At 72.5% G+C, this 19907-nt stretch carries 17 protein-coding genes and 1 pseudogene; 15 read left to right on the top strand and 3 right to left on the bottom strand.

What is annotated here, in order from left to right; translation table 11 throughout:
• Positions 1-90 precede the first annotated feature (90 nt).
• Positions 91-1394, bottom strand: a pseudogene (locus tag ACFE7W_RS12480) (DUF349 domain-containing protein).
• Here ACFE7W_RS12480 and ACFE7W_RS12475 point away from each other — a divergent pair.
• From ACFE7W_RS12475 to ACFE7W_RS12465, 3 genes are read left to right on the top strand one after another with little or no spacing between them, the layout of a single operon-like run.
• On the top strand, positions 1387-2097 hold the full coding sequence (locus ACFE7W_RS12475; protein WP_375425116.1) for an MBL fold metallo-hydrolase: 711 nt from the start codon (positions 1387-1389) through the stop codon (positions 2095-2097). The pseudogene ACFE7W_RS12480 and the gene ACFE7W_RS12475 sit on opposite strands and share 8 nt — an antisense overlap.
• Positions 2094-3437: a histidine--tRNA ligase gene (gene hisS, locus ACFE7W_RS12470; RefSeq protein ID WP_375425115.1), complete on the top strand. Its 1344-nt coding sequence runs from the start codon at positions 2094-2096 to the stop codon at positions 3435-3437. Before ACFE7W_RS12475 ends, hisS begins: the two co-directional genes overlap by 4 nt.
• A complete protein-coding gene (locus ACFE7W_RS12465) occupies positions 3434-4885 on the top strand; it encodes a DUF2252 domain-containing protein (protein ID WP_375425114.1) in 1452 nt (483 codons plus the stop codon). Before hisS ends, ACFE7W_RS12465 begins: the two co-directional genes overlap by 4 nt.
• Here the strand turns inward: ACFE7W_RS12465 and ACFE7W_RS12460 are convergent.
• The gene (locus tag ACFE7W_RS12460; protein ID WP_375425113.1) at positions 4829-6712 is read right to left on the bottom strand and encodes a CDP-glycerol glycerophosphotransferase family protein; all 1884 of its coding nucleotides are present in this window, start codon (positions 6710-6712) and stop codon (positions 4829-4831) included. The genes ACFE7W_RS12465 and ACFE7W_RS12460 overlap by 57 nt on opposite strands.
• A 56-nt stretch (positions 6713-6768) precedes the next feature.
• Between ACFE7W_RS12460 and aspS the strand changes: the two genes are divergently transcribed.
• The 3 genes from aspS to ACFE7W_RS12445 all read left to right on the top strand — a co-directional run bounded on the left by aspS (position 6769) and on the right by ACFE7W_RS12445 (position 10584).
• Positions 6769-8544 carry an aspartate--tRNA ligase gene (gene aspS, locus ACFE7W_RS12455; protein ID WP_375425112.1) on the top strand — a complete coding sequence of 592 codons (1776 nt, stop codon included), beginning with the start codon at positions 6769-6771 and terminating at the stop codon, positions 8542-8544.
• Between the two features lie 186 nt (positions 8545-8730).
• On the top strand, positions 8731-9156 hold the full coding sequence (locus tag ACFE7W_RS12450) for a WhiB family transcriptional regulator (RefSeq protein WP_375425111.1): 426 nt from the start codon (positions 8731-8733) through the stop codon (positions 9154-9156).
• Between the two features lie 48 nt (positions 9157-9204).
• Complete coding sequence (locus ACFE7W_RS12445; RefSeq protein WP_375425110.1) at positions 9205-10584, top strand: replication-associated recombination protein A; 1380 nt, start codon at positions 9205-9207, stop codon at positions 10582-10584.
• Positions 10585-10649: 65 nt separating this feature from the next.
• Here the strand turns inward: ACFE7W_RS12445 and ACFE7W_RS12440 are convergent, their stop codons facing one another.
• Positions 10650-11171: a DUF3253 domain-containing protein gene (locus tag ACFE7W_RS12440; protein WP_375425109.1), complete on the bottom strand. Its 522-nt coding sequence runs from the start codon at positions 11169-11171 to the stop codon at positions 10650-10652.
• 115 nt (positions 11172-11286) lie between these two features.
• Here ACFE7W_RS12440 and ACFE7W_RS12435 point away from each other — a divergent pair, with 115 nt between their 5' ends.
• From ACFE7W_RS12435 to aroB, 9 genes are read left to right on the top strand one after another with little or no spacing between them, the layout of a single operon-like run.
• Positions 11287-11703: a DUF948 domain-containing protein gene (locus ACFE7W_RS12435; protein WP_375425108.1), complete on the top strand. Its 417-nt coding sequence runs from the start codon at positions 11287-11289 to the stop codon at positions 11701-11703.
• Positions 11700-11945: a DUF6167 family protein gene (locus tag ACFE7W_RS12430; protein ID WP_375425107.1), complete on the top strand. Its 246-nt coding sequence runs from the start codon at positions 11700-11702 to the stop codon at positions 11943-11945. Before ACFE7W_RS12435 ends, ACFE7W_RS12430 begins: the two co-directional genes overlap by 4 nt.
• A 19-nt stretch (positions 11946-11964) precedes the next feature.
• On the top strand, positions 11965-14634 hold the full coding sequence (gene alaS / locus ACFE7W_RS12425; RefSeq protein WP_375425106.1) for an alanine--tRNA ligase: 2670 nt from the start codon (positions 11965-11967) through the stop codon (positions 14632-14634).
• Positions 14631-15149, top strand: coding sequence for a Holliday junction resolvase RuvX (gene ruvX / locus ACFE7W_RS12420; protein ID WP_375425105.1), 519 nt, complete (start codon positions 14631-14633; stop codon positions 15147-15149). Before alaS ends, ruvX begins: the two co-directional genes overlap by 4 nt.
• A gap of 5 nt (positions 15150-15154) precedes the next feature.
• Complete coding sequence (gene mltG, locus ACFE7W_RS12415) at positions 15155-16267, top strand: endolytic transglycosylase MltG (protein WP_375425250.1); 1113 nt, start codon at positions 15155-15157, stop codon at positions 16265-16267.
• Positions 16257-17096 carry a shikimate dehydrogenase gene (locus tag ACFE7W_RS12410; protein ID WP_375425104.1) on the top strand — a complete coding sequence of 280 codons (840 nt, stop codon included), beginning with the start codon at positions 16257-16259 and terminating at the stop codon, positions 17094-17096. Before mltG ends, ACFE7W_RS12410 begins: the two co-directional genes overlap by 11 nt.
• A gap of 5 nt (positions 17097-17101) precedes the next feature.
• The gene (aroC, locus tag ACFE7W_RS12405) at positions 17102-18313 is read left to right on the top strand and encodes a chorismate synthase (RefSeq protein ID WP_375425103.1); all 1212 of its coding nucleotides are present in this window, start codon (positions 17102-17104) and stop codon (positions 18311-18313) included.
• The gene (locus ACFE7W_RS12400; RefSeq protein WP_375425102.1) at positions 18310-18816 is read left to right on the top strand and encodes a shikimate kinase; all 507 of its coding nucleotides are present in this window, start codon (positions 18310-18312) and stop codon (positions 18814-18816) included. Before aroC ends, ACFE7W_RS12400 begins: the two co-directional genes overlap by 4 nt.
• The gene (gene aroB, locus ACFE7W_RS12395; RefSeq protein ID WP_375425101.1) at positions 18809-19906 is read left to right on the top strand and encodes a 3-dehydroquinate synthase; all 1098 of its coding nucleotides are present in this window, start codon (positions 18809-18811) and stop codon (positions 19904-19906) included. The genes ACFE7W_RS12400 and aroB overlap by 8 nt, the downstream gene beginning before the upstream one ends.
• Position 19907: the final 1 nt, after the last annotated feature.

Here is a 19907-nt window from a genome sequence, read left to right as displayed (position 1 = left end):
ACCCCTGAGAACGGGCATTTTGTGCGCCACGGGGTGTGAAGTGACCGTGCTGGCGGTGCCACGACGTGCGAGCCGACCCGACGGCGGTGGTCAGCCGGAGTAGTCGGCGACCGCCTTCTGGGCCTGTTCCAGCCACTCGCGGTAGGTGCCGGCCGAGCTGCGGGCGTCGGCGGCGCGACGGGAGTCCCCGCGGGCGTCGGCGGCGGCGGCCTGGTCGTCCAGCTGGGCGATCTGCGCCTCGAGCTTGGCGGCGGTCTCCTCCGCGCGAGCGCGTGCCTCGGGGTTGGTCCGGCGCCAGCGGTCCTCCTCGGCGTGGTCCACCGCCTCCTCGATGGCGCGCAGGCGGTTCTCCAGCGGCCGGATCGAGTCCCGCGGGACCTTACCGAGGGCGGACCAACGCTCGAGCAGGTCGCGGTACATCGCCCGTCCGGCCGCGGGGTCGGTGACGGGCAGCTTCGCCTCGGCCTCGGCGAGCAGCGACTCCTTGGCCTCCGCGTTCGCGGCGAACTCGGCGTCCTGCTCGCTCATCGCTGCGGTCTTGGCCGCGAAGAACGCGTCCTGGGCCGCTCGGAAGCGCCGCCACAGCGTCTCATCAACCCCGCGTGGAGCTGATCCGGCCTGCTTCCAGCGGGTCATCAGGTCGCGGTAGGTGCCCGTGGTCGGGCCCCAGTCGCTGGAGCCGGCGAGGGCCTCCGCCTCGATCACCAGCTTCTCCTTCGCCGCCCGTGCGGTCTCCCGCTGCTCACCCTGCTGGGCGAACTGGGCCTTGCGACGGCGGGTGTAGGTCGTCCGGGCACTGGAGAACCGGTGCCACAGCTCGTCGTCGGTGGCGCGGTCGAGCCGCGGGAGGGTCTTCCACTGGTCCAGCAGCGCGCGGAAGCGGTTCACCCCGCCGCGCCAGTCGTTGCCGGCAGCGAGCAGCTCAGCCTCGACGACGAACGACTCCTTGGCCGCCCGCGCGACCTCGGTCGCCCTGGCGCGTTCGGCCCGCTTCGCGGCTCGCGCCTCGGCGAGCCGGGGGGCCAGGGCGTCCAGCCGGGCGAGCAGCCGGTCGAGGTCCCCGACCGCGTTCGCCCCGTCCACCGCGGTCCGTACCGTCTTGACCGATCCGGCCGCGTCGTCTGGGGACAGGGCACCCGAGGCGACCCGGCGTTCCAGCAGCGACACCTCGAGCTCGAGCGCCTCGTACCGGCGGGTGAAGAAGGCCATCGCCTCCTCGACCGGCACGTCGGGAACCTGACCGACGCTGCGCTCGCCGGCGGCTGTGGTGACGAAGACCGTCCCGTCCGGGTCGACCCGTCCGAACGAGGCAGGCGCCCCGGCACCGGGGGCCGGTGGGCCAGCGGCTTCAGTCATGGCCCAATCCTGCCCGATAGTCTCAGGTTTGTGTTCATCGCGTCGTTCCCAGCCGGGGTCTGGCAGACCAACTGCTACGTCCTCGCCACCGGAACGGGGACGGAGTGCGTGGTCCTCGACCCCGGGATGGGCGCCGTCGACCCGGTGCGGGAGATTGTCCGGGAGCACCGGCTGAAGCCGGTCGCGGTGGTCCTCACCCACGGGCATCTCGACCACACCTTCTCGGTCACCCCGCTGTGCCGCAGCAGCGACGCGGCCTGCTGGGTCCACGGTGAGGACCGGACGCTGCTCGCCGACCCGTATCTCGGCATGGGTCCCGACGCCTCCGCCCTGGTCGAGCGGCTGGCGCCGGGCAGCACCTTCGTCGAGCCGGACACCGTGCACGAGCTTGCCGACGGAGGCACCGTGGCGGTCGCCGGGCTCGAGCTGCGGGCCATCCACGCCCCCGGGCACACGCGAGGGTCGACGATGTTCGCCCTCGACGTGGCGCTCGACGGCTTCGAGTCGCTGGTCTTCTCCGGTGACGTGCTCTTCGCCGGTTCGGTCGGCCGGACCGACTTGCCCGGCGGCAACCCCGCCGACATGCTGGAGAGCCTGCGCACCAAGGTGCTGACGCTGCCCGACGCGGCGGCGGTCCTGCCCGGCCACGGCCCCCAGACCACCATGACGGCCGAGCGCGCGCACAACCCGTACCTGCAGGACCTGCAGGGTCAGAGCACCCGCCCGAGGAGCACGTCGTGAGTCGCCCCAAGCCCCTGTCCGGCTTTCCCGAGCTGACGCCGGAGGGCCGGATCGTCGAGCAGCACGTGCTGGACGTGCTCAGGGACACCTTCGAGCTGCACGGGTTCGGCTCGGTCGAGACCCGGGCCGTCGAGCCGCTGGACACCCTGGCCAAGCAGGGCGAGATCGACAAGGAGGTCTACGCCGTGCAGCGGGTGGCCGCCGAGCCGGGGACGCCGGCCGAGCTCGGTCTGCACTTCGACCTCACGGTGCCGTTCGCCCGCTACGTCCTGGAGCACGCGCACCAGCTGGCCTTCCCGTTTCGGCGCTACCAGATCCAGAAGGTCTGGCGCGGGGAGCGACCACAGGAGGGTCGCTACCGCGAGTTCACCCAGGCCGACATCGACATCGTCGACGCCGGGACGCTGGCCGCCCACCACGACGTCGAGCTGCCGCTGGTCACCCTCGGCGCACTCGAGCGGCTGCACGTCGACCTCGGGCTGCCGCCCGCCCTGATGCGGGTCAACAACCGCCGGCTCTCCGAAGGCTTCTACCGCGGCCTCGACGTTCCGGACCCGCCTGCGGTGCTGCGCCAGGTCGACAAGATCGACAAGATCGGAGCCGAACGGGTCACCGACCTGCTCGTCGGCGACGCCGGCCTGAGCCTGGCGCAGGCTCGGTCGGTGGTTGAGCTGGCCTCCATCTCCAGCGCGGACGAGTCTTTCGTCGAGCAGGTGCAGCGGCTCGGTGTCCGCTCCGACGAGCTCGACGAGGGTCTGGAGCTGCTGGCCGACGTCGTCCGTACGGCTCGGCAGCACGTCCCCGGTCGGTTGGTGGCCGACCTGAAGATCGCGCGCGGCCTCGACTACTACACCGGGACCGTCTACGAGACCGAGCTGGTCGGCTACGAGTCGTGGGGCTCCATCTCCTCCGGCGGCCGCTACGACTCCCTGGCCAGCGACGGCCGCACGACCTACCCGGGTGTCGGGCTGTCCCTCGGCGTCACCCGGCTGCTGGCGCCGTTGCTGGGGCGCGGCCTGCTGGTCCCGACCCGCGCCGTACCCAGCGCCGTCCTGGTCTCGGTGCAGTCGGAGGGGACCCGGGACGACGCGGTCGCGGTCGCGGAGAGCCTGCGGGCCCGCGGGATCGCCTGCGAGGTGGCGCCGCGCGCGGACAGGTTCGGGAGACAGATTCGCTACGCCGACCGCCGCGGCATCCCGTTCGTCTGGTTTCCCGGCGCCGGCGAGGTCAAGGACATCCGGACCGGCGAGCAGCTGCCGGCCGACGCCGGGCGCTGGAGCCCTCCCGCCGACGACCTGCGCCCCCGGGTCCGTCCGGCCGGAACGGGGTCCGCCGGGTGAACGAGCCGTCGCGGGGTCACCAGGTGCTGGCGTCGGCCGACAGTGACGTCTTCTCCTCGCTCCGCCGCCGGCCGAGCTCGCGCGAGGACCGGTACGCCATGGGCAAGGAGCTGCGGCACCAGGTGCCGCGCTCCTCACTCGGCCGCTGGGAGGCCCCGCCCGACCGTGCCGACCCGGTGGCGTTGCTCGAGGAGTCCCACCGCGGCCGGCTCGACTGGCTGGTCCCGGTCCGGGTGGCCCGGATGGTCACCTCGCCGTACGGGTTCCTGCGGGGCACGGCGGTGGTGATGGCCGCCGACGTCGCCGCGCTGCCGGCCACCGGCATCACCCCGGTGATCTGCGGCGACGCCCACCTCGGCAACTTCGGCTTCTACGCCTCGCCGGAGGGCGAGCTGGTGATCGACCTCAACGACTTCGACGAGGCCCACCCCGGCGGCTGGGAGTGGGACCTGCGCCGGCTGGTCGCCAGCATCTGGGTCGCCGGCCGCGAGAACGGTTCCAGCGAGAGCCAGTGCCGCGACGCCGTCCTGGCCTGCGTCGCGGCCTACCGGGACGAGGTCCGGTTCCTGGCCGAGCAACCCCTGCTGATGCGCAGCTACAACCGGCTCGACGTCGGCCGGCTGCACGAGACGGTGACTGAGAAGTCCCTGCGGGAGGAGATCCGCCGCTCGGCCAAGCGGGCCCGCTCCCGGACCAGCGACCGCGCGCTGCCGCGGTTCACCGCCGAGCACGACGGCGTCCGGCACATCGTCGAGGAGCCGCCGCTGATCACCCGGGTCGGAGCCGAGGAGGCGGAGGCCGTCGCCGTCGCCCTCGACAGCTACCTCGCCACCCTGGCTCCGCACTGGCGTCGGGCGCTGGGCGGCTACACGTTGGTGGACCTGGCCCACAAGGTCGTCGGGGTCGGCAGCGTCGGGCTTCGCGCCTACGTCGCCCTGCTGGAGGGCAGCAGTCCCGATGACGTGGTCTTCCTGCAGCTCAAGCAGGCCCGACGCTCCGTCCTGGCCCCGTACGTGCACGGCGACTCGGCCTGGCACGCCCACCAGGGGCAGCGGGTGGTGGAGTACCAGCAGGCGCTGCAGACGGTCAGCGACCCGCTGCTCGGCTGGACCACCGTGGCGGACAACCAGTACTACGTGCGGCAGTTCCGCAACATGAAGGGCACCATTCCGCTGGACGCGATCGATGCCGCAGCACTCAGCGACTACGCCGGGATCGTCGGGCACCTGCTGGCCAAGGGGCACGCCCGGACGAGCGGGGCGTCGATGATCGCGGGATACGCCGGCCCCTCGGACAAGCTGGACCGTGCCCTGGCCGGGTTCGCCCGCGCCTACGCCGACCAGACCGAGGTCGACCACGCCGGGTTGGTGGCCGCCGTCCGGCGCGGCCGGCTACCGGTGGAGGAGGGCGCGCTGGACCGTGTCGGATCGGCGTTCCGTCCCGGCTGAGTCGCGCGCCGGCTCGGCGGCCAGGCTCTCGACCCAGGTGGCGAAGGCGTCGGCGGCCTCCCGTCCGTCTCGCTCGCTGAGGTAGTAGGAACGTCGTTCGGCCCGCCGCTCGGCCAGCGGGTCGGGACCGAGCATCTGCTGCAGGGTCTCCCGCAGGCCCGCCAGGTCGGACTCGATCACGTACGCCGCCTGGCTGGTGGGAAAGAGCCGGCGGAACTCCTCCGCGGGGTGCCGGGTCGAGACCATCGCGAACGGCTTGCCCGAGGCGAGGTAGTCGGTCACGATCCCGGACACGTCGGAGACCATCGCGTCCGAGGAGTTCACGACCTCGGCGACACTGACGCCCTCCGCGGCCGGACCCCAGCGGTGCGGCCGGCCGGTGACCGCCTCGTCCGCCCTGAGGATCGCCCGGATCCGCTTGATCGCCCGGACGTGGGGCGCGAAGTTCCGCCCGGCCGGGTGCGGCCGGAACACCACGACGGCTCCGAGGCCCAGCAGCGTCCGGACGATCCGCGGGCCGAGCAGCAGCGAGGAGTAGCTGGTGCGTTCGGCCCGGCCCTTCCAGGTGGGGGCGTAGAGTACGACCGGAGGACGGGCCGAGCTGACCGGGCGGGTGCTGAGCTCGATGTCGGCGGTCTGCGGCCGGCCCAGCAGCACGAACTGGTGCGCCGGCACCGCCAGGCCGGAGGCGGCAAACCGGTCGATCCCGGCCTGTCCGGACACCACGATGTGGTCGTAGCGGAGTGAGAAGGGGTTGGCCGAACCCGCCTTGTCGCTGTCACCGTGCTGAAGGAAGACGTGCCGGACCCGGCGCACCTCGAGGAAGCGGCGGTTCGAGCCGTTGAACACGTAGAAGGCCGCCTTGACCGACGGCGGGAACAGGCTCGACGGCGAAGCCGGACCGAGGTCCGGGGCACAGATCAGCGGCAGGTGGTAGGCGGCGCCGACCCGGCGGAAGGTCTCCTGCATGGTGGTGACCACGATCACCGGCCGGCCGGTGCGCTGCAGGTAGGGCGCCCACATGCCCAGGTGGAAGGCGGCGATGCCGTTGTAGGGCATGGCCCACACCGGGGCCAGGTCGCGCAGGGCTCGACGCACGGCGAGCTGGTGGGCGCGGACCCGACGCTGGGAGCTGCCCAGCACGCCGAGCGCGACCACCAGAACCAGCACCACCAGCGCGAGGTGGACCAGCCGCGCGCCGAGGGTCGCCAGGACGACGACCAGGACCAGAAGGCTGAGCGTGCCGGCCGCCAGCCGGCCCGGATGCCAGCGGTGCGGCGGTGGCGGCGGCTCTGCGTCCACGCCGGCCAGGTGGGCGGCCAGGAGCACCGGCAGGGACGACTCGTGGGCGGAGCGGTTCACCCCGACGACGGCGAGGGAGACGAGAGTCAGGGCGACCGCGCCCGGCAGCTGGGTCGGGCGCTGGATGGCGCACCAGACCCCGACGGCCAGGGTCAGCGCGACGGCCATCGGCAGCTCGACCCGGAACTCCTCGGGCCGCCGCCGGTACCGCGCCAGCGCGAGGAGGGCGAGCTGCTGGACGAGACCGGCCGCGACGCCGAGCCCCGCGACCGCGCGGGCCCAGCCGTGGTGGTGACCGATGGCGCCCGCGCCGGCGCCGAGCAGGACCAGCAGCGCCCAGCGGCTGGAACGGAGGAGCCGCAGCCCACGGCGACCGGCGTTCATGGCGGCGAACCTATCAACGCCCAGGCAGGCCGGGGGCAGGCGCGCTGAGCCGGAACGGAGGACCTCGAGCAGGCCCGGGCCGCCGGGAAAGGCGTCGTGGCGGCCCGGCCCCGCCCCGTAGGATCGGTCGATGTCGTCCACGTCGGTGGACGGTCCTGGGCACCGATCCGTGCCCGCATTCGGAAGGAAGCAGCTCTGTGATCCGCACCCACGGCGCCGGCACCCTCGGGGCCGAGCACGCTGGCACATCCGTCACCCTCGCCGGCTGGGTCGCCCGCCGTCGAGACCACGGCGGCGTCGCCTTCCTCGACCTGCGTGACTCCAGCGGGGTCGTCCAGGTGGTCGTGCGGGACGAGCTGCTGGCCGCCTCGGGCGCTCACGACCTGCGCAACGAGTACTGCGTCCGGGTCACCGGCGACGTCGCGCTGCGGCCCGAGGGCAACGCCAATCCCGACCTGCCCACCGGTGCGGTCGAGGTGGTGAGCACCGAGATGGAGGTGCTCAGCAGTGCCGCGCCCCTGCCCTTCCAGATCGACGAGCGGATCACGGTGGGGGAGGAGGCCCGGCTCAAGTACCGCTACCTCGACCTCCGCCGGCCGGCCCAGGGAGCGGCCATCCGGCTCCGCAGTGCCGTCAACCAGGCGGCCCGGGCCGTGCTGGCCGAGCGCGACTTCCTGGAGATCGAGACCCCGACGCTGACGAGGTCGACGCCGGAGGGCGCTCGGGACTTCCTGGTCCCGGCCCGGCTCAAGCCCGGCTCCTGGTACGCGTTGCCGCAGAGCCCTCAGCTGTTCAAGCAGCTGCTGATGGTGGCGGGGATGGAGCGGTACTACCAGATCGCCCGCTGCTACCGCGACGAGGACTTCCGCGCGGACCGGCAGCCCGAGTTCACCCAGCTCGACGTCGAGATGAGCTTCGTCGACCAGGACGACATCATCGCGCTGAGCGAGGAGATTCTCACCCGGCTGTGGGCCCTGATCGGGGTCGAGCTGACCACGCCCTTCCCGCGGATCACCTACGCCGAGGCCATGGCCCGCTACGGCTCGGACAAGCCCGACCTGCGTTTCGGCCACGAGATCACCGAGGTCACCGGCTACTTCGCCGAGACGTTGTTCCGGGTCTTCCAGGCCGAGTACGTCGGCGCGGTCGTGATGCCGGGAGGCGCCTCGCAGCCGCGCAAGGTGCTCGACGGCTGGCAGGAGTTCGCGCGTCAGCGGGGGCACCGCGGGCTGGCGTACGTGCTCATCGGCGAGGACGGTCAGCTGGGCGGCCCCGTGGCCAAGAACCTGTCCGAGACCGAGCGGGACGGGCTGGCCAGCGAGGTCGGCGCGGGCCCGGGTGACTGCGTCTTCTTCGCCGCGGGGGCTCGCAGCCAGGCCCAGTCGCTGCTCGGCGCCACCCGCCTCGAGGTGGGTCGGCGGGTCGGCCTGATCGATGAGTCCGCGTGGGCCTTCCTCTGGGTGGTCGACGCGCCGCTCTTCGAACCGGCCAGCCAGGCCGTGGCCGCTGGTGACGTCGCCGTCGGGGGCGGGGCCTGGACCGCGGTCCACCACGCGTTCACCTCGCCCAAGCCCGAGTCGGTGGACACCTTCGACACCGACCCCGGCTCGGCGCTGGCCTACGCCTACGACGTGGTCTGCAACGGGAACGAGATCGGTGGCGGGTCGATCCGTATCCACCGCCGCGACATCCAGGAGCGGGTGTTCGCCGTGATGGGGTTGAGCGCTGAGGAGGCGCAGGAGAAGTTCGGTTTCCTGCTGGACGCCTTCGCCTACGGGGCGCCGCCGCACGGCGGGATCGCGTTCGGCTGGGACCGCATCTGCGCGCTGCTCTCGGGAATGGACTCGATCCGCGACGTCATCGCGTTCCCGAAGTCCGGCGGCGGTGTCGACCCGCTGACCGACGCGCCGGCACCGATCACGGCTCAGCAGCGCCGGGAGGCCGGCGTCGACACGGTCGCCGGGAAGGTCTGAGAGGAGCCGCCCGACCCCGTTGCTCGACCGGAATTGGCCCATATCTTGTGCATCCGTTGACCGAGCCGGGCTTTCGTCCAGGAATTCACCGTCGCGGCACTTGCGCAGCCCGCTGCGGACCTGGTTGAGTCGAGCCATCGGTCGAGCAGCGAGCCGTCTCCTTATTCCTTGAGAGAACGGCCACCCATGTCCACAGTCGAGTTTTCCGCCACCGATCTCTCCGCCTCGGCCGCCTGGGCCGCCCAGGAACAGGTCACTCTTGCCCGTCCCGTCGTACGGCGCCGGACCCCGATCGGGTCTGACCCCGAGCCGGACTGGCGGGACTCCTCGGCCTGTGTCGGCCTGGACCTGAATCTCTTCTTCCCGATCAGCACCGTGGGGGCGGCCGCGCAGGCCCAGATCGAGGAGGCCAAGGCCGTCTGCCGCGAGTGCCCGGTCCAGCGCGCGTGCCTGACCTGGGCGCTGAAGGTGGGACCGGAGTTCGGCATCTTCGGCGGGTACACCGATGCCGAGCGGCGGGAGCTGCGGCAGCGCAGCAACCCGAACGCCCGGCTCATCACCGCGGTCATCCCGCCGTGCGCCGGCTCGTCCGAGGGCTCCGACCTGAACTGAGGCCCGTCGGGGTCCGGGCGCTAGGGTGCTGCCCGTGACGAGGTGGGCATGACCGAGGACCTCTTCGGCGACTCGATCCCGGCCCCGGGCGGGCCGACCGGCAGCCTGGGGGACGCGGCCGGGTCGCACCTCCCGCTGGCGGTCCGGATGCGGCCGCGGACGGTGGAGGAGATCGTAGGCCAGCAGCACCTGCTCGCGCCGGGCTCGCCGTTGCGCCGGCTGGCGGCCGGTGAGGCGATGTCGGTGTTCCTCTGGGGGCCGCCCGGGGTCGGCAAGACCACCATCGCCGCCGTCGTCTCCCGTAGCACGCGGCGCCGGTTCGTCGAGATCAGCGCGGTCACGGCGGGCGTCAAGGAGGTCCGGGCCGTTCTCGACCAGGCTCGCCGCGACCTGCGGACAGGGCAGGAGACCGTGCTCTTCGTCGACGAGGTGCACCGCTTCTCCAAGACCCAGCAGGACGTGCTGCTGCCCGCGGTGGAGAACCGGCTGGTCACCCTCGTCGCCGCCACCACCGAGAACCCCAGCTTCTCGGTCATCTCACCGCTCCTGTCCCGCTCGCTGCTGCTGACCCTGCGGCCGCTGACCGACGACGACGTCAGCGCGCTGCTCGACCGGGCGCTGACCGAGGAGCGGGGCCTGAGAACCGCCGGCGGCGAGACGTTCGCGCTCACCGACCCAGCCCGTCAGACGCTGCTGCGACTGGCCGGCGGGGACGCTCGGCGCGCGCTCACCTACCTGGAGGAGGCGGCGGCGGGCGCCGACGCGGTGGGCGGGCGGACCGTCGACGACGACACGCTCGCCCGCGCGGTCGACAGGGCCGCGATCCGCTACGACCGGGACGGCGACCAGCACTACGACGTGATCAGCGCGTTCATCAAGTCCGTGCGCGGCTCCGACGTCCAGGCGGCCCTGCACTACCTGGCGCGGATGATCGCCGCCGGGGAGGACCCGCGCTTCATCGCCCGCCGGCTCGTCATCCTGGCCTCGGAGGACATCGGGCTCGCCGACCCCAGCGCGCTGACCACCGCCGTGGCCGCCGCCGACGCGGTCGCCTTCATCGGGATGCCGGAGGGCCGGATCAACCTGGCCCAGGCGGTGATCGCGCTGTCCCTGGCGCCCAAGTCGAACGCGGTGATCGCCGCCATCGGCGCCGCGATGGCCGACGTCGAGGCCGGCCGGATCGGCCAGGTGCCCCCGCACCTGCGCGACGGCCACTACCCCGGGGCGAAGAAGCTCGGCCACGGCGAGGGCTACCGCTACGCCCACGACGAGCCCCGCGGCATCGCCGCGCAGCAGTACCTGCCGGACGAGCTGACCGGCGCCCGGTACTACACCCCTACCGATCACGGCGCCGAAGCCGCCATCGCCGCCCGCCTCACCCGCATCGAGGAGCTGCTGGGCCGCACCGACCCGCCCTCCGCTCCCTGAGCGTGTCGAAGGGCCACCAGGTGGTGGCGCCCACCCGACCGAACCCAAGCCCATCCGCCGAGAACTCAGCCCCTCCAGCCCGGCCCACGGGCCAGGCGCAGCGCCCCGGTCGCGGCGGACGGGTCGACCTTCGCGCCGTGCTGGCGCACCTCCAGCAGACCCTCGGCCGCGAGCTCGGCGGCGACACCGCGGGCTGCGTCCATGGCCGTCCGCCAGGTCTCGCCGCCCGCCACCCGGGCGGCGTCGCTGGGGCAGATGGTCGACTCGGGCTTGCGGCTGCGCAACAGCGTCCGCATCGCCGCCGCCAGCCGGTCGCGCAGCCCCTCGGCCGACGGTGGTTCCCACCACGGCTCGCCCCGTTCGCCGAGGGCCACCTTCGCGTCCTGCACCCGCGCGCGAGCGGCCGTCACGGCCTCATCACTGCCCTCGGCCTGCCGACCGGCGGACCCCACAGCACGGCGGGCTGCCATCAGCTCGTTGACCAGCTCGGCGCGCAGCGGCTCGGGGATGGTCGGGTCGCTCGCCCGCCAGCGCCGCCCGTCGATGACCAGGTAGCGGCCGTCGAGGGTCCGCTCGGGCTCAGCCACGCCGCCAGCCTGCCAGGGCCTGCCCAGAAACTGCGTCGCGCGTCCGGCGGTGCCAGCGCGATAGTGTTTCGCGAGCGGCCCACGCAGGGTCGGCTCCCCAGCTGAAGGAAGTTCCATGACCGTAGGAGCAATCGCCGGCCTCATCGCCGCCATTGCCTTCGTGGCCCTGGTCGCGCTCGCGGCCGTCCCGCTGCTCAAGCTGGGACGCGTCCTCGAGGAGGTCCGGCTGGCGGTCCGCGACATCGGCCACGAGTCGGTGCCGATCCTGACCGAGCTGCAGGGCACCGTCCGCGCCACCAACTCCGAGCTGGAGAAGATCGGCGTGGTCACCACCGACGTCGCCACCGTCAGCCGCAACGCCACGGTCGTCAGCGGCAACGCGGCCAACCTCGCCACGCTGTTCTCCGCCACCCTGGGCGGACCGCTGGTCAAGACGGCAGCGCTGACCTACGGCGTCCGTAAGGCGTTGGGCGGTCGGGGTGCGGGCGGCGAGCGCAGCGGCGCCCGGCTGGCCAAGCGGAGCAAGTCGTGATCCGGCGGCTGCTGTGGTTCGCCGTCGGTGCGGGCTTCGCGCTCTGGGCGTGGTCGAAGCTGCGGGGCTACCTGCGTCGGGCCAGCCCCGAGGCGGTCGGCCAGCGGGTCGCGGAGTCGGCCGCGGGACTCACCGACTCAGCCCGCGACTTCGTCGACCGGGTACGAGCTGCGTCGGCCGAGCGCGAAGCGGAGCTCCGTGACGCGGTCGGCCTGACCGACGAGCCGCCCCACCCTGCCTGACCCTCTTCCTAGGACTCCCATGAACACCGCCGAGATCCGGCGCCGCTTCCTCGACTACTTCGCGTCCCGCGGCCACGAGGTGGTGCCCTCGGCACCCCTGCTCTACAACGACCCCACCCTGCTGTTCGTGAACGCCGGCATGGTGCCGTTCAAGCCCTACTTCACCGGCGCGGAGACCCCGCCGTTCGACCGCGCGACCTCGGTGCAGAAGTGTGTCCGGACCCTCGACATCGAGGAGGTCGGCAAGACCACCCGGCACGGCACGTTCTTCCAGATGAACGGCAACTTCTCCTTCGGCGACTACTTCAAGGCCGAGGCGATCCGCTACGCCTGGGAGCTCGTCACCGGCAGCCAGGACGCGGGCGGCCTCGGCTTCGACCCCGACACCGTCTGGGTCACCGTGCTGCACTCCGACGACGAGGCGGCCGCGCTCTGGGCCAGTATCGCGGGGCTGCCGGCCGAGCGGATCCAGCGCCGCGGCCTGCTCGACAACTACTGGCACATGGGCATCCCCGGCCCGGGCGGTCCGTGCAGCGAGATCTACATCGACCGCGGTCCGGCCTACGGGCGCGACGGCGGCCCGGTGGTGGACGAGGACCGCTTCCTGGAGATCTGGAACCTGGTCTTCATGCAGGAAGAGCTGTCAGCGGTGCGGGCGAAGGACGACTTCGACACCATCGGCGACCTGCCCCGCAAGAACATCGACACCGGGATGGGCCTGGAGCGCGCCGCGCTGCTGCTGCAGGGTGTCGACAACCTCTACGAGATCGACCAGGTGTACCCGGTGATCGAGCGGGCGGTCGAGCTGTCGGGCCGCCGGTACGGGGCCGGCAACCACGAGGACGACGTGCGGATGCGCGTCGTCGCCGACCACATCCGGTCGGGCCTGATGCTGATCGGCGATGGTGTGACGCCGGGCAACGAGGCGCGCGGCTACGTGCTGCGCCGGCTGCTGCGCCGGGTCGTCCGCTCGATGCGGCTGCTGGGCGTGCACGAGCCGGTGCTGCCGGAGCTGCTACCGGTGAGCCGGGACGCGATGGGCGAGGCTTACCCGGAGGTCGTGACCCACTTCGACCGCATCTCCGCGATCGCCTACGGCGAGGAGGACGCGTTCCGCCGCACGCTCACCACAGGGACGCAGATCTTCGACCTGGCCGTCTCCGACGCCAAGCGAGAGTCTCAGCCCGCGCTGTCGGGGGCTCGGGCCTTCCAGCTGCACGACACCTACGGCTTCCCGATCGACCTGACCCTGGAGATGGCGTCCGAGCAGGGGCTGTCGGTCGACGAGGCCGGCTTCCGACGGCTGATGACCGAGCAGCGCGACCGGGCCAAGGCCGACGCGAAGTCCAAGAAGGCGGGTGCGGTCGGCAGCGACGTCTACCGCGAGCTCCGTGCCCTCGGTCTGACGCCGTTCACGGGCTATGAGGAGCTGGTCACCGAGTCCCGGGTTCGCGGCATCGTCCGCGACGGCGAGCTGGTGCCGGTCGCCGCGACCGGCGAGACCGTCGAGGTCGTGCTCGAGCAGACCCCGTTCTACGCCGAGTCCGGCGGCCAGGACTCCGACGCCGGCGTGATCACCGCCGACGGCGTCCGGCTCGAGGTCGTCGACGTCCAGCGTCCGGTCAAGGGACTGGTCGTGCACCGGGTCCAGGTGGCGGACGGCGAGCTGCGCAGCGGCTCCGACGTGCTCGCCTCCGTCGACGGCGAGTGGCGCCTCGGCGCCTGCCAGGCGCACTCCGGCACCCACGTGATGCACGCGGCGCTGCGTCAGGTGCTCGGCCCGACGGCGCTGCAGAGCGGCTCCTACAACAAGCCCGGCTACCTGCGGCTGGACTTCGCCTGGCCGTCCGGCCTCAGCCCGGCGCTCCGGTCCGACGTCGAGGAGGCGGCCAACGCGGCGCTGCGGCTCGACCTCAACGTGACCGCGAGCTACATGACGCTGGCCCGCGCCAAGGAGCTGGGGGCGCTGGCGCTGTTCGGAGAGACCTACGGCGAGGAGGTCCGCGTCGTGGAGATGGGCGGCCCGTGGTCGCGCGAGCTCTGCGGTGGCACCCACGTCCAGCACTCGTCCCAGATCGGGCTGGTGACCATCAACGCGGAGTCCTCGGTCGGCTCGGGCGTGCGTCGGGTCGAGGCCTTCGTCGGCATCGAGGCCTTCCGCTACCTGGCGAAGGAGCGGGCGCTCGTGTCCGGCCTGAGCGAGGCGCTCAAGGTCCAGCCCGACCAGCTCAGCGACCGCGTGTCGAGGCTGGTGGAGCAGCTGCGGACGGCGGAGAAGCAGGTCGCCGAGCTCAAGAGCCGCAACGTGTTGTCCGAGGTGGGCGCCATCCTGGCCAAGGCGCATGACATGTGGGGCGTCTCCTACGTCGGCCACCACGCCGAGGGGGTCTCAGGTGCTGACCTGCGAACCCTCGCGCTCGAGCTGCGGCTTCGGGTGCAGGACCGGCCGGCGGTGGTCAGCGTAGTCGGCGGCACGCCCGACAAGCCGAGCGTGGTCGTCATGACGACGGCGGGTGCCCGCGACCGCGGCCTCAAGGCCGGCAACCTGGTCCGGACGGCCAGCGAGGCGCTGGGGGGCAAGGGCGGCGGCAAGGACGACATCGCCCAGGGCGGGGGCACCGACGGCACCCGGGTGGACGCCGCGCTCACCGCGGTCGAGCACGCCGTCGGGCACATCCTGCAGTCGTGACGGGGGAGTTCCGGCGGGGAGTGCGTCTCGGGCTCGACTGGGGCGACGCGAGGATCGGTGTCGCCGCGTGCGACCGGGACGGACTCGTCGCGTACCCGGTGGACACGGTGGCCGCCGGCGGTACCGAGCTCGCCCAGCTGGTCCGAATCGTCACCGAGACCGAACCGATCGAGGTCGTCGTCGGCCTGCCCCGGTCGATGAACGGGTCCGAGGGGCCGGCCGCGGCCAAGGTCCGTGCCCGCGCCGGAGCGCTGGCCGCGCTGCTCCCGGTGCCGGTCCGCCTGGTCGACGAGCGGCTGTCGACGGTGAGCGCCTCGCGACGGCTGCGGGAGGGCGGCCGTAAGGCCAGGCAGCAGCGCTCGGTGATCGACGCGGCGGCCGCGGCGGAGATCCTGACGCACGCGCTGGGGATCGAGCGTTCCCGGGGCGAGGCGCCCGGGGAGTTAGTATCGGCCACTGGCCCCGCTGACGAGGGCGGCGAGGACCAGCGCAGACCCGAGGAGACCGACGCGTGACATCGATGCTCGAGCCGGAGGTCAAACCGAGCCCGGCTCGCGAGATCGCCCACAAGGGCAAGGGCTGCCTGGCCGTCATCCTGGCCCTCGCCGTGCTGCTCTTCGGAGGCTACTTCGTGTGGGACCGGGCGAGCACCTTCCTGGCGGGCATCGGCGAGGTGCCCGACTACGCCGGCTCCGGCAAGTCGGCCGTCACGGTGACGATCCCCGAGGGTGCCTCGCTCGACGACATCGGGGCGGTCTTGATCAAGGCCGACGTGATCAAGTCCACCAAGGCCTGGGACGCCGCGGTCCAGGCCGAGCCGCGCGCCACCAGCATCCAGCCGGGTCGCTACCTGATGCGGACCCAGATCCCGGCTGTCGACGCCCTGAACCTCTTGATCAATCCCGGTGAGTCGCGCATCCGCTCCCAGTTCACGATCCAGGAGGGGCTGCGGCTGAGCGCGCAGGTCAAGGCGCTGGTCAAGGGGACCAAGATCAAGAAGTCCGCCTACGACAAGGCACTGGCCAAACCCAAGAGTCTCGGCCTGCCGGCTTACGCGAAGAACCGGCCCGAAGGCTTCCTGTTCCCCGACACCTACGAGCTGACCGCGGACGCGACGGCCACGTCGACGATGAAGCAGATGGTCACGCAGTACAACGCCGTGACGAAGGACATCGGGCTCGTGGCCGACGCCAAGAAGATCAAGCGGTCGCCGTACGAGGTGCTGATCGTCGCCAGCATCATCGAGCGCGAGGTCAACCAGAAGCAGGACCGGGCCAAGGTCGCGCAGGTCCTCTACAACCGGCTCGACGCGGGCATGAAGCTTGGATTGGACTCGACGGTCATTTACGCCGAGAACCTGAAGACCAACACGACGACCCCGCAGGACCAGGCCAGCAAGTCGCCGTACAACACCTACCGCTACAAGGGTCTGCCGCCCGGGCCGATCTCCGCGCCCGGGAAGGCGGCGCTCGAGGCCGCCGCCAACCCCGAGAAGGGTGACTGGCTCTTCTTCGTCACCGTCAACTTCAAGACGGGGGAGACGAAGTTCGCGACCGACGAGGCCGGCTTCCTCAAGCTCAAGGCCGAGTTCCAGCAGTACTGCCGGGACAACCCGGGCACCTGTGACAGCTGAGGTCGGCCGCTCGAACCGGCACTGCGCCGTGCTCGGTTCGCCGATCGCGCACTCGCTCTCACCAGCCCTGCACCGGGCGGCCTACGGGACGCTCGGCCTGGACTGGAGCTACGACCGGTACGAGGTCGACGAGGCCGGACTCGGTGCTTTCGTCGCCGGCCGCGACGCCTCCTGGCGGGGCCTCAGCCTGACCATGCCCCTCAAGGTGGCGGCCCTGGCCCTCGGCGAGGTCGACCCGTTGGCCGCGCAGGCCGGGGCGGCGAACACCCTGGTCTTCGAGGCGGACGGACGGCGCCGGCTGTTCAACACCGACGTGGGCGGCCTGGTCTGGGCCCTGCGTCGCGCAGGCGCCGACCGTGTCTCCCGGGTGACCGTCCTGGGGGCCGGGGCCACCGCCCGCTCGTCGCTGGTCTCGGCCGCCCGGCTCGGTGCGCAGACCGTCACGGTGGTGGCGCGGACGCCGTCCCGCGCGGAGCCGTTGCTCGCCCTGGGAGTCTCGCTCGCGGTCCAGGTGCGGGTGCAGGAATGGTCGGAACCGCTGCCGACGGCAGACGTCCTGGTCAGCACGGCCGTCGCCGGTGCGGCCGACTCACTGGCCGAGGCCGCCGCGGCCAGCGCGCCGCTGGTCTTCGACGCGGTCTACGACCCCTGGCCCACCCGGCTGGCGCAGGCGGCCGCGACGGCGGGCTGCGCGGTGGTCAACGGGCTCGACCTGCTGGTCGGTCAGGCCCTGCTGCAGCTGGAGCTGATGACGGGCTCCGGGGTGGCCGCCGAGGTCCTCTACGCCGCCGGACACGACGCCCTCGCGGCTGCCGCCGTGGGAGACTGATCCTCGTGCTCAGATGGCTGACGGCAGGGGAGTCTCACGGTCCGGCCCTGGTGGCGGTGCTCGAGGGGCTACCCGCGCACGTCCAGGTGACCAGCGACGACATCGGTGACGCCCTGGCGCGCCGCCGGCTCGGGTTCGGTCGCGGCGCGCGGATGAAGTTCGAGGCCGACGCGGTCACGATCCTCGGCGGCGTCCGGCACGGCGAGAGCCAGGGTGGGCCGGTCGCGATCCAGGTAGGCAACACCGAGTGGCCGAAGTGGGAGACGGTGATGTCGGCCGACCCGATCGACGCCGAGGTGCTGGCCGGCCAGGCGCGCAACGCTGCCCTGACCCGTCCCCGACCGGGGCACGCCGACCTCGCCGGCATGCAGAAGTACGACTTCGACGAGGCCCGGCCGGTCCTCGAACGGGCCAGCGCCCGCGAGACCGCCGCCCGCGTCGCCCTCGGCCGGGTGGCCATGGCGTTCCTGCACCAGGCGTTCGGCGTCCGGGTACTCAGCCACGTGGTCGAGCTCGGCACCGTGGCGGCGCCCGCCGGCGTGGTGCCCAGCTGGGCCGACCTCGAGGCCGTGGACGCCGACCCCGTGCGCTGCTTCGACCAGGCGGCCGCTGCGGCGATGATCAGCGAGGTCGAGGCTGCGCAGAAGGACGGCGACACCCTTGGCGGCGTGGTCGAGGTCGTGGTCTGGGGTCTGCCGCCCGGCCTCGGCTCGCACGTGCACTGGGACCGACGGCTCGACTCGCGGCTCGCGGGCGCGCTGATGGGCATCCAGGCGATCAAGGGCGTCGAGGTCGGGGACGGCTTCCTGCTCGCCCGCACCCGCGGCAGCGCGGCCCACGACGAGATCGTGGCCGGCGAGCACGGGATCACCCGCGCCTCGCACCGGTCCGGCGGTACCGAGGGCGGGATGAGCACGGGCGAGGTGCTGCGCGTCCGCGCGGCGATGAAGCCCATCGCGACCGTGCCGCGGGCGCTGCGGACCATCGACACGGCGACAGGTGAGAACGCCGTCGCCCACCACCAGCGCTCCGACGTCTGCGCCGTCCCGGCCGCCGGCGTGGTGGCCGAGGCGATGGTCGCGCTGGTCGTGGCCGACGCCGCACTGGAGAAGTTCGGCGGCGACTCGGTCGAGGAGACCAAGCGGAACTACGAGGGCTACCTCAAACAGGTCGCCGAGCGTGGCCTGTCCGTCGACCCGCACCTCGACGGCCGGTGACCGGGACGATCGTCCTCGTCGGTGCTCCCGGTTCGGGCAAGTCGACGGTCGGACCGTTGCTGGCGGCGCGTCTCGGGGTGGCCTTCGTCGACGTCGACGGGGTGATCGAGGAGCGCGCCGGCCGCAGCATCGCCGAGATCTTCGCCGACGACGGCGAGCCGGCTTTCCGCGCCCTCGAGGAGTCGACCACCGCCGAGCTGCTCGGGGGACCCGGCGTGCTCTCGTTGGGCGGGGGAGCGGTGCTGTCGGCCGCGACCCGGAAGGCGCTGCGCGGCCATCGCGTGGTCTGGCTCCAGGTCAGCGCCTCGACCGCCGTGTCGCGGGTGGGGCTGAACGAGGCCCGGCCGTTGCTGCTCGGCAACGTGCGCGGCCGGCTGATCAAGCTGTTGGCCGAGCGGACGCCGCTCTACGCCGAGGTCGCGACCGAGCGGGTCGAGACGGATGTGCTGACCCCGGCCGCGGTCGTCGACGTGCTCGTGGGGACGGCGTCCGCCCGTGCCTGAGACCACGCGGATCAGCGTGCGGGCCGAGCGACCGTACGACGTCCTGGTCGGCAACGGCCTGCTCGACGAGCTGCCGGCTCTGCTCGGTACGGCGGCGCAACGGGTCGCCGTGATCCACCCGCCGACCCTGATCGGGCTCGCCGAGTCGGTGGTGCACCTGCTGACCTCAGCCGGGCTGACGGCCGTCCGGATCGACGTCCCCGATGCGGAGGCGGCCAAGACCGCCGAGGTCGCGGCCCGTTGCTGGTCCGTCCTCGGCCAGGCCGGCTTCACCCGTTCGGACGCGGTCGTCGGCGTCGGCGGCGGTTCGACGACCGACCTCGCCGGCTTCGTGGCCGCTACCTGGCTGCGCGGCGTCCGGCTGGTGCAGGTGCCGACGAGTGTGCTGGCCATGGTCGACGCGGCGGTGGGAGGCAAGACCGGCATCAACACCCCCGAGGGCAAGAACCTGGTCGGGGCCTTCTACGAGCCGGTCGGGGTGCTGTGCGACCTCGACACGCTCGCGTCGCTGTCGCCGTCGGACCTGGTCGGAGGCCTCGCTGAGGTTGCCAAGTGCGGCTTCATCGCCGACCCCGAGATCCTCACCCTGATCGAGTCGGACCCCGCTGCGGCCAGGATGGCCGACAGCCCGGCGCTGCGGGAGCTGGTCGAACGCTCCGTGCGGGTCAAGGCAGAGGTGGTCTCGGCCGACCTCCGTGAGTCGACCTCGGTCGGCGGACAGGTCGGACGCGAGCTGCTGAACTACGGCCACACGCTCGGCCACGCGATCGAGCGCCGTGAGTCCTTCCGGTGGCGCCACGGGGAAGCGGTCAGTGTCGGGCTGGTCTTCGCCGCCGAGCTCTCCCGGCAGGCCGGACGGCTGGACGCGGCGACGGCCGCCCGGCACGCCGCCGTCCTGACCAGCCTGGGCTTGCCGGTCCGCTATGACGCCGACGCCTTCGAGGACCTCGTTGCCACCATGGGCCTGGACAAGAAGACCCGCGGCTCCACCCTCCGCTTCGTCGTCCTGAACGGCCTCGGCTCCGCCGAGATCCTCTCCGGACCCGATCAGGCCCTGCTGCGTGCGGCCTACGGAGCCGTCGCCGGCTGAG

The sequence above is a fragment of the uncultured Friedmanniella sp. genome (assembly GCF_964244285.1).
Taxonomy (GTDB): Bacteria; Actinomycetota; Actinomycetes; order Propionibacteriales; family Propionibacteriaceae; genus Microlunatus.
This window is presented reverse-complemented; position numbering and strand designations above follow the sequence as displayed.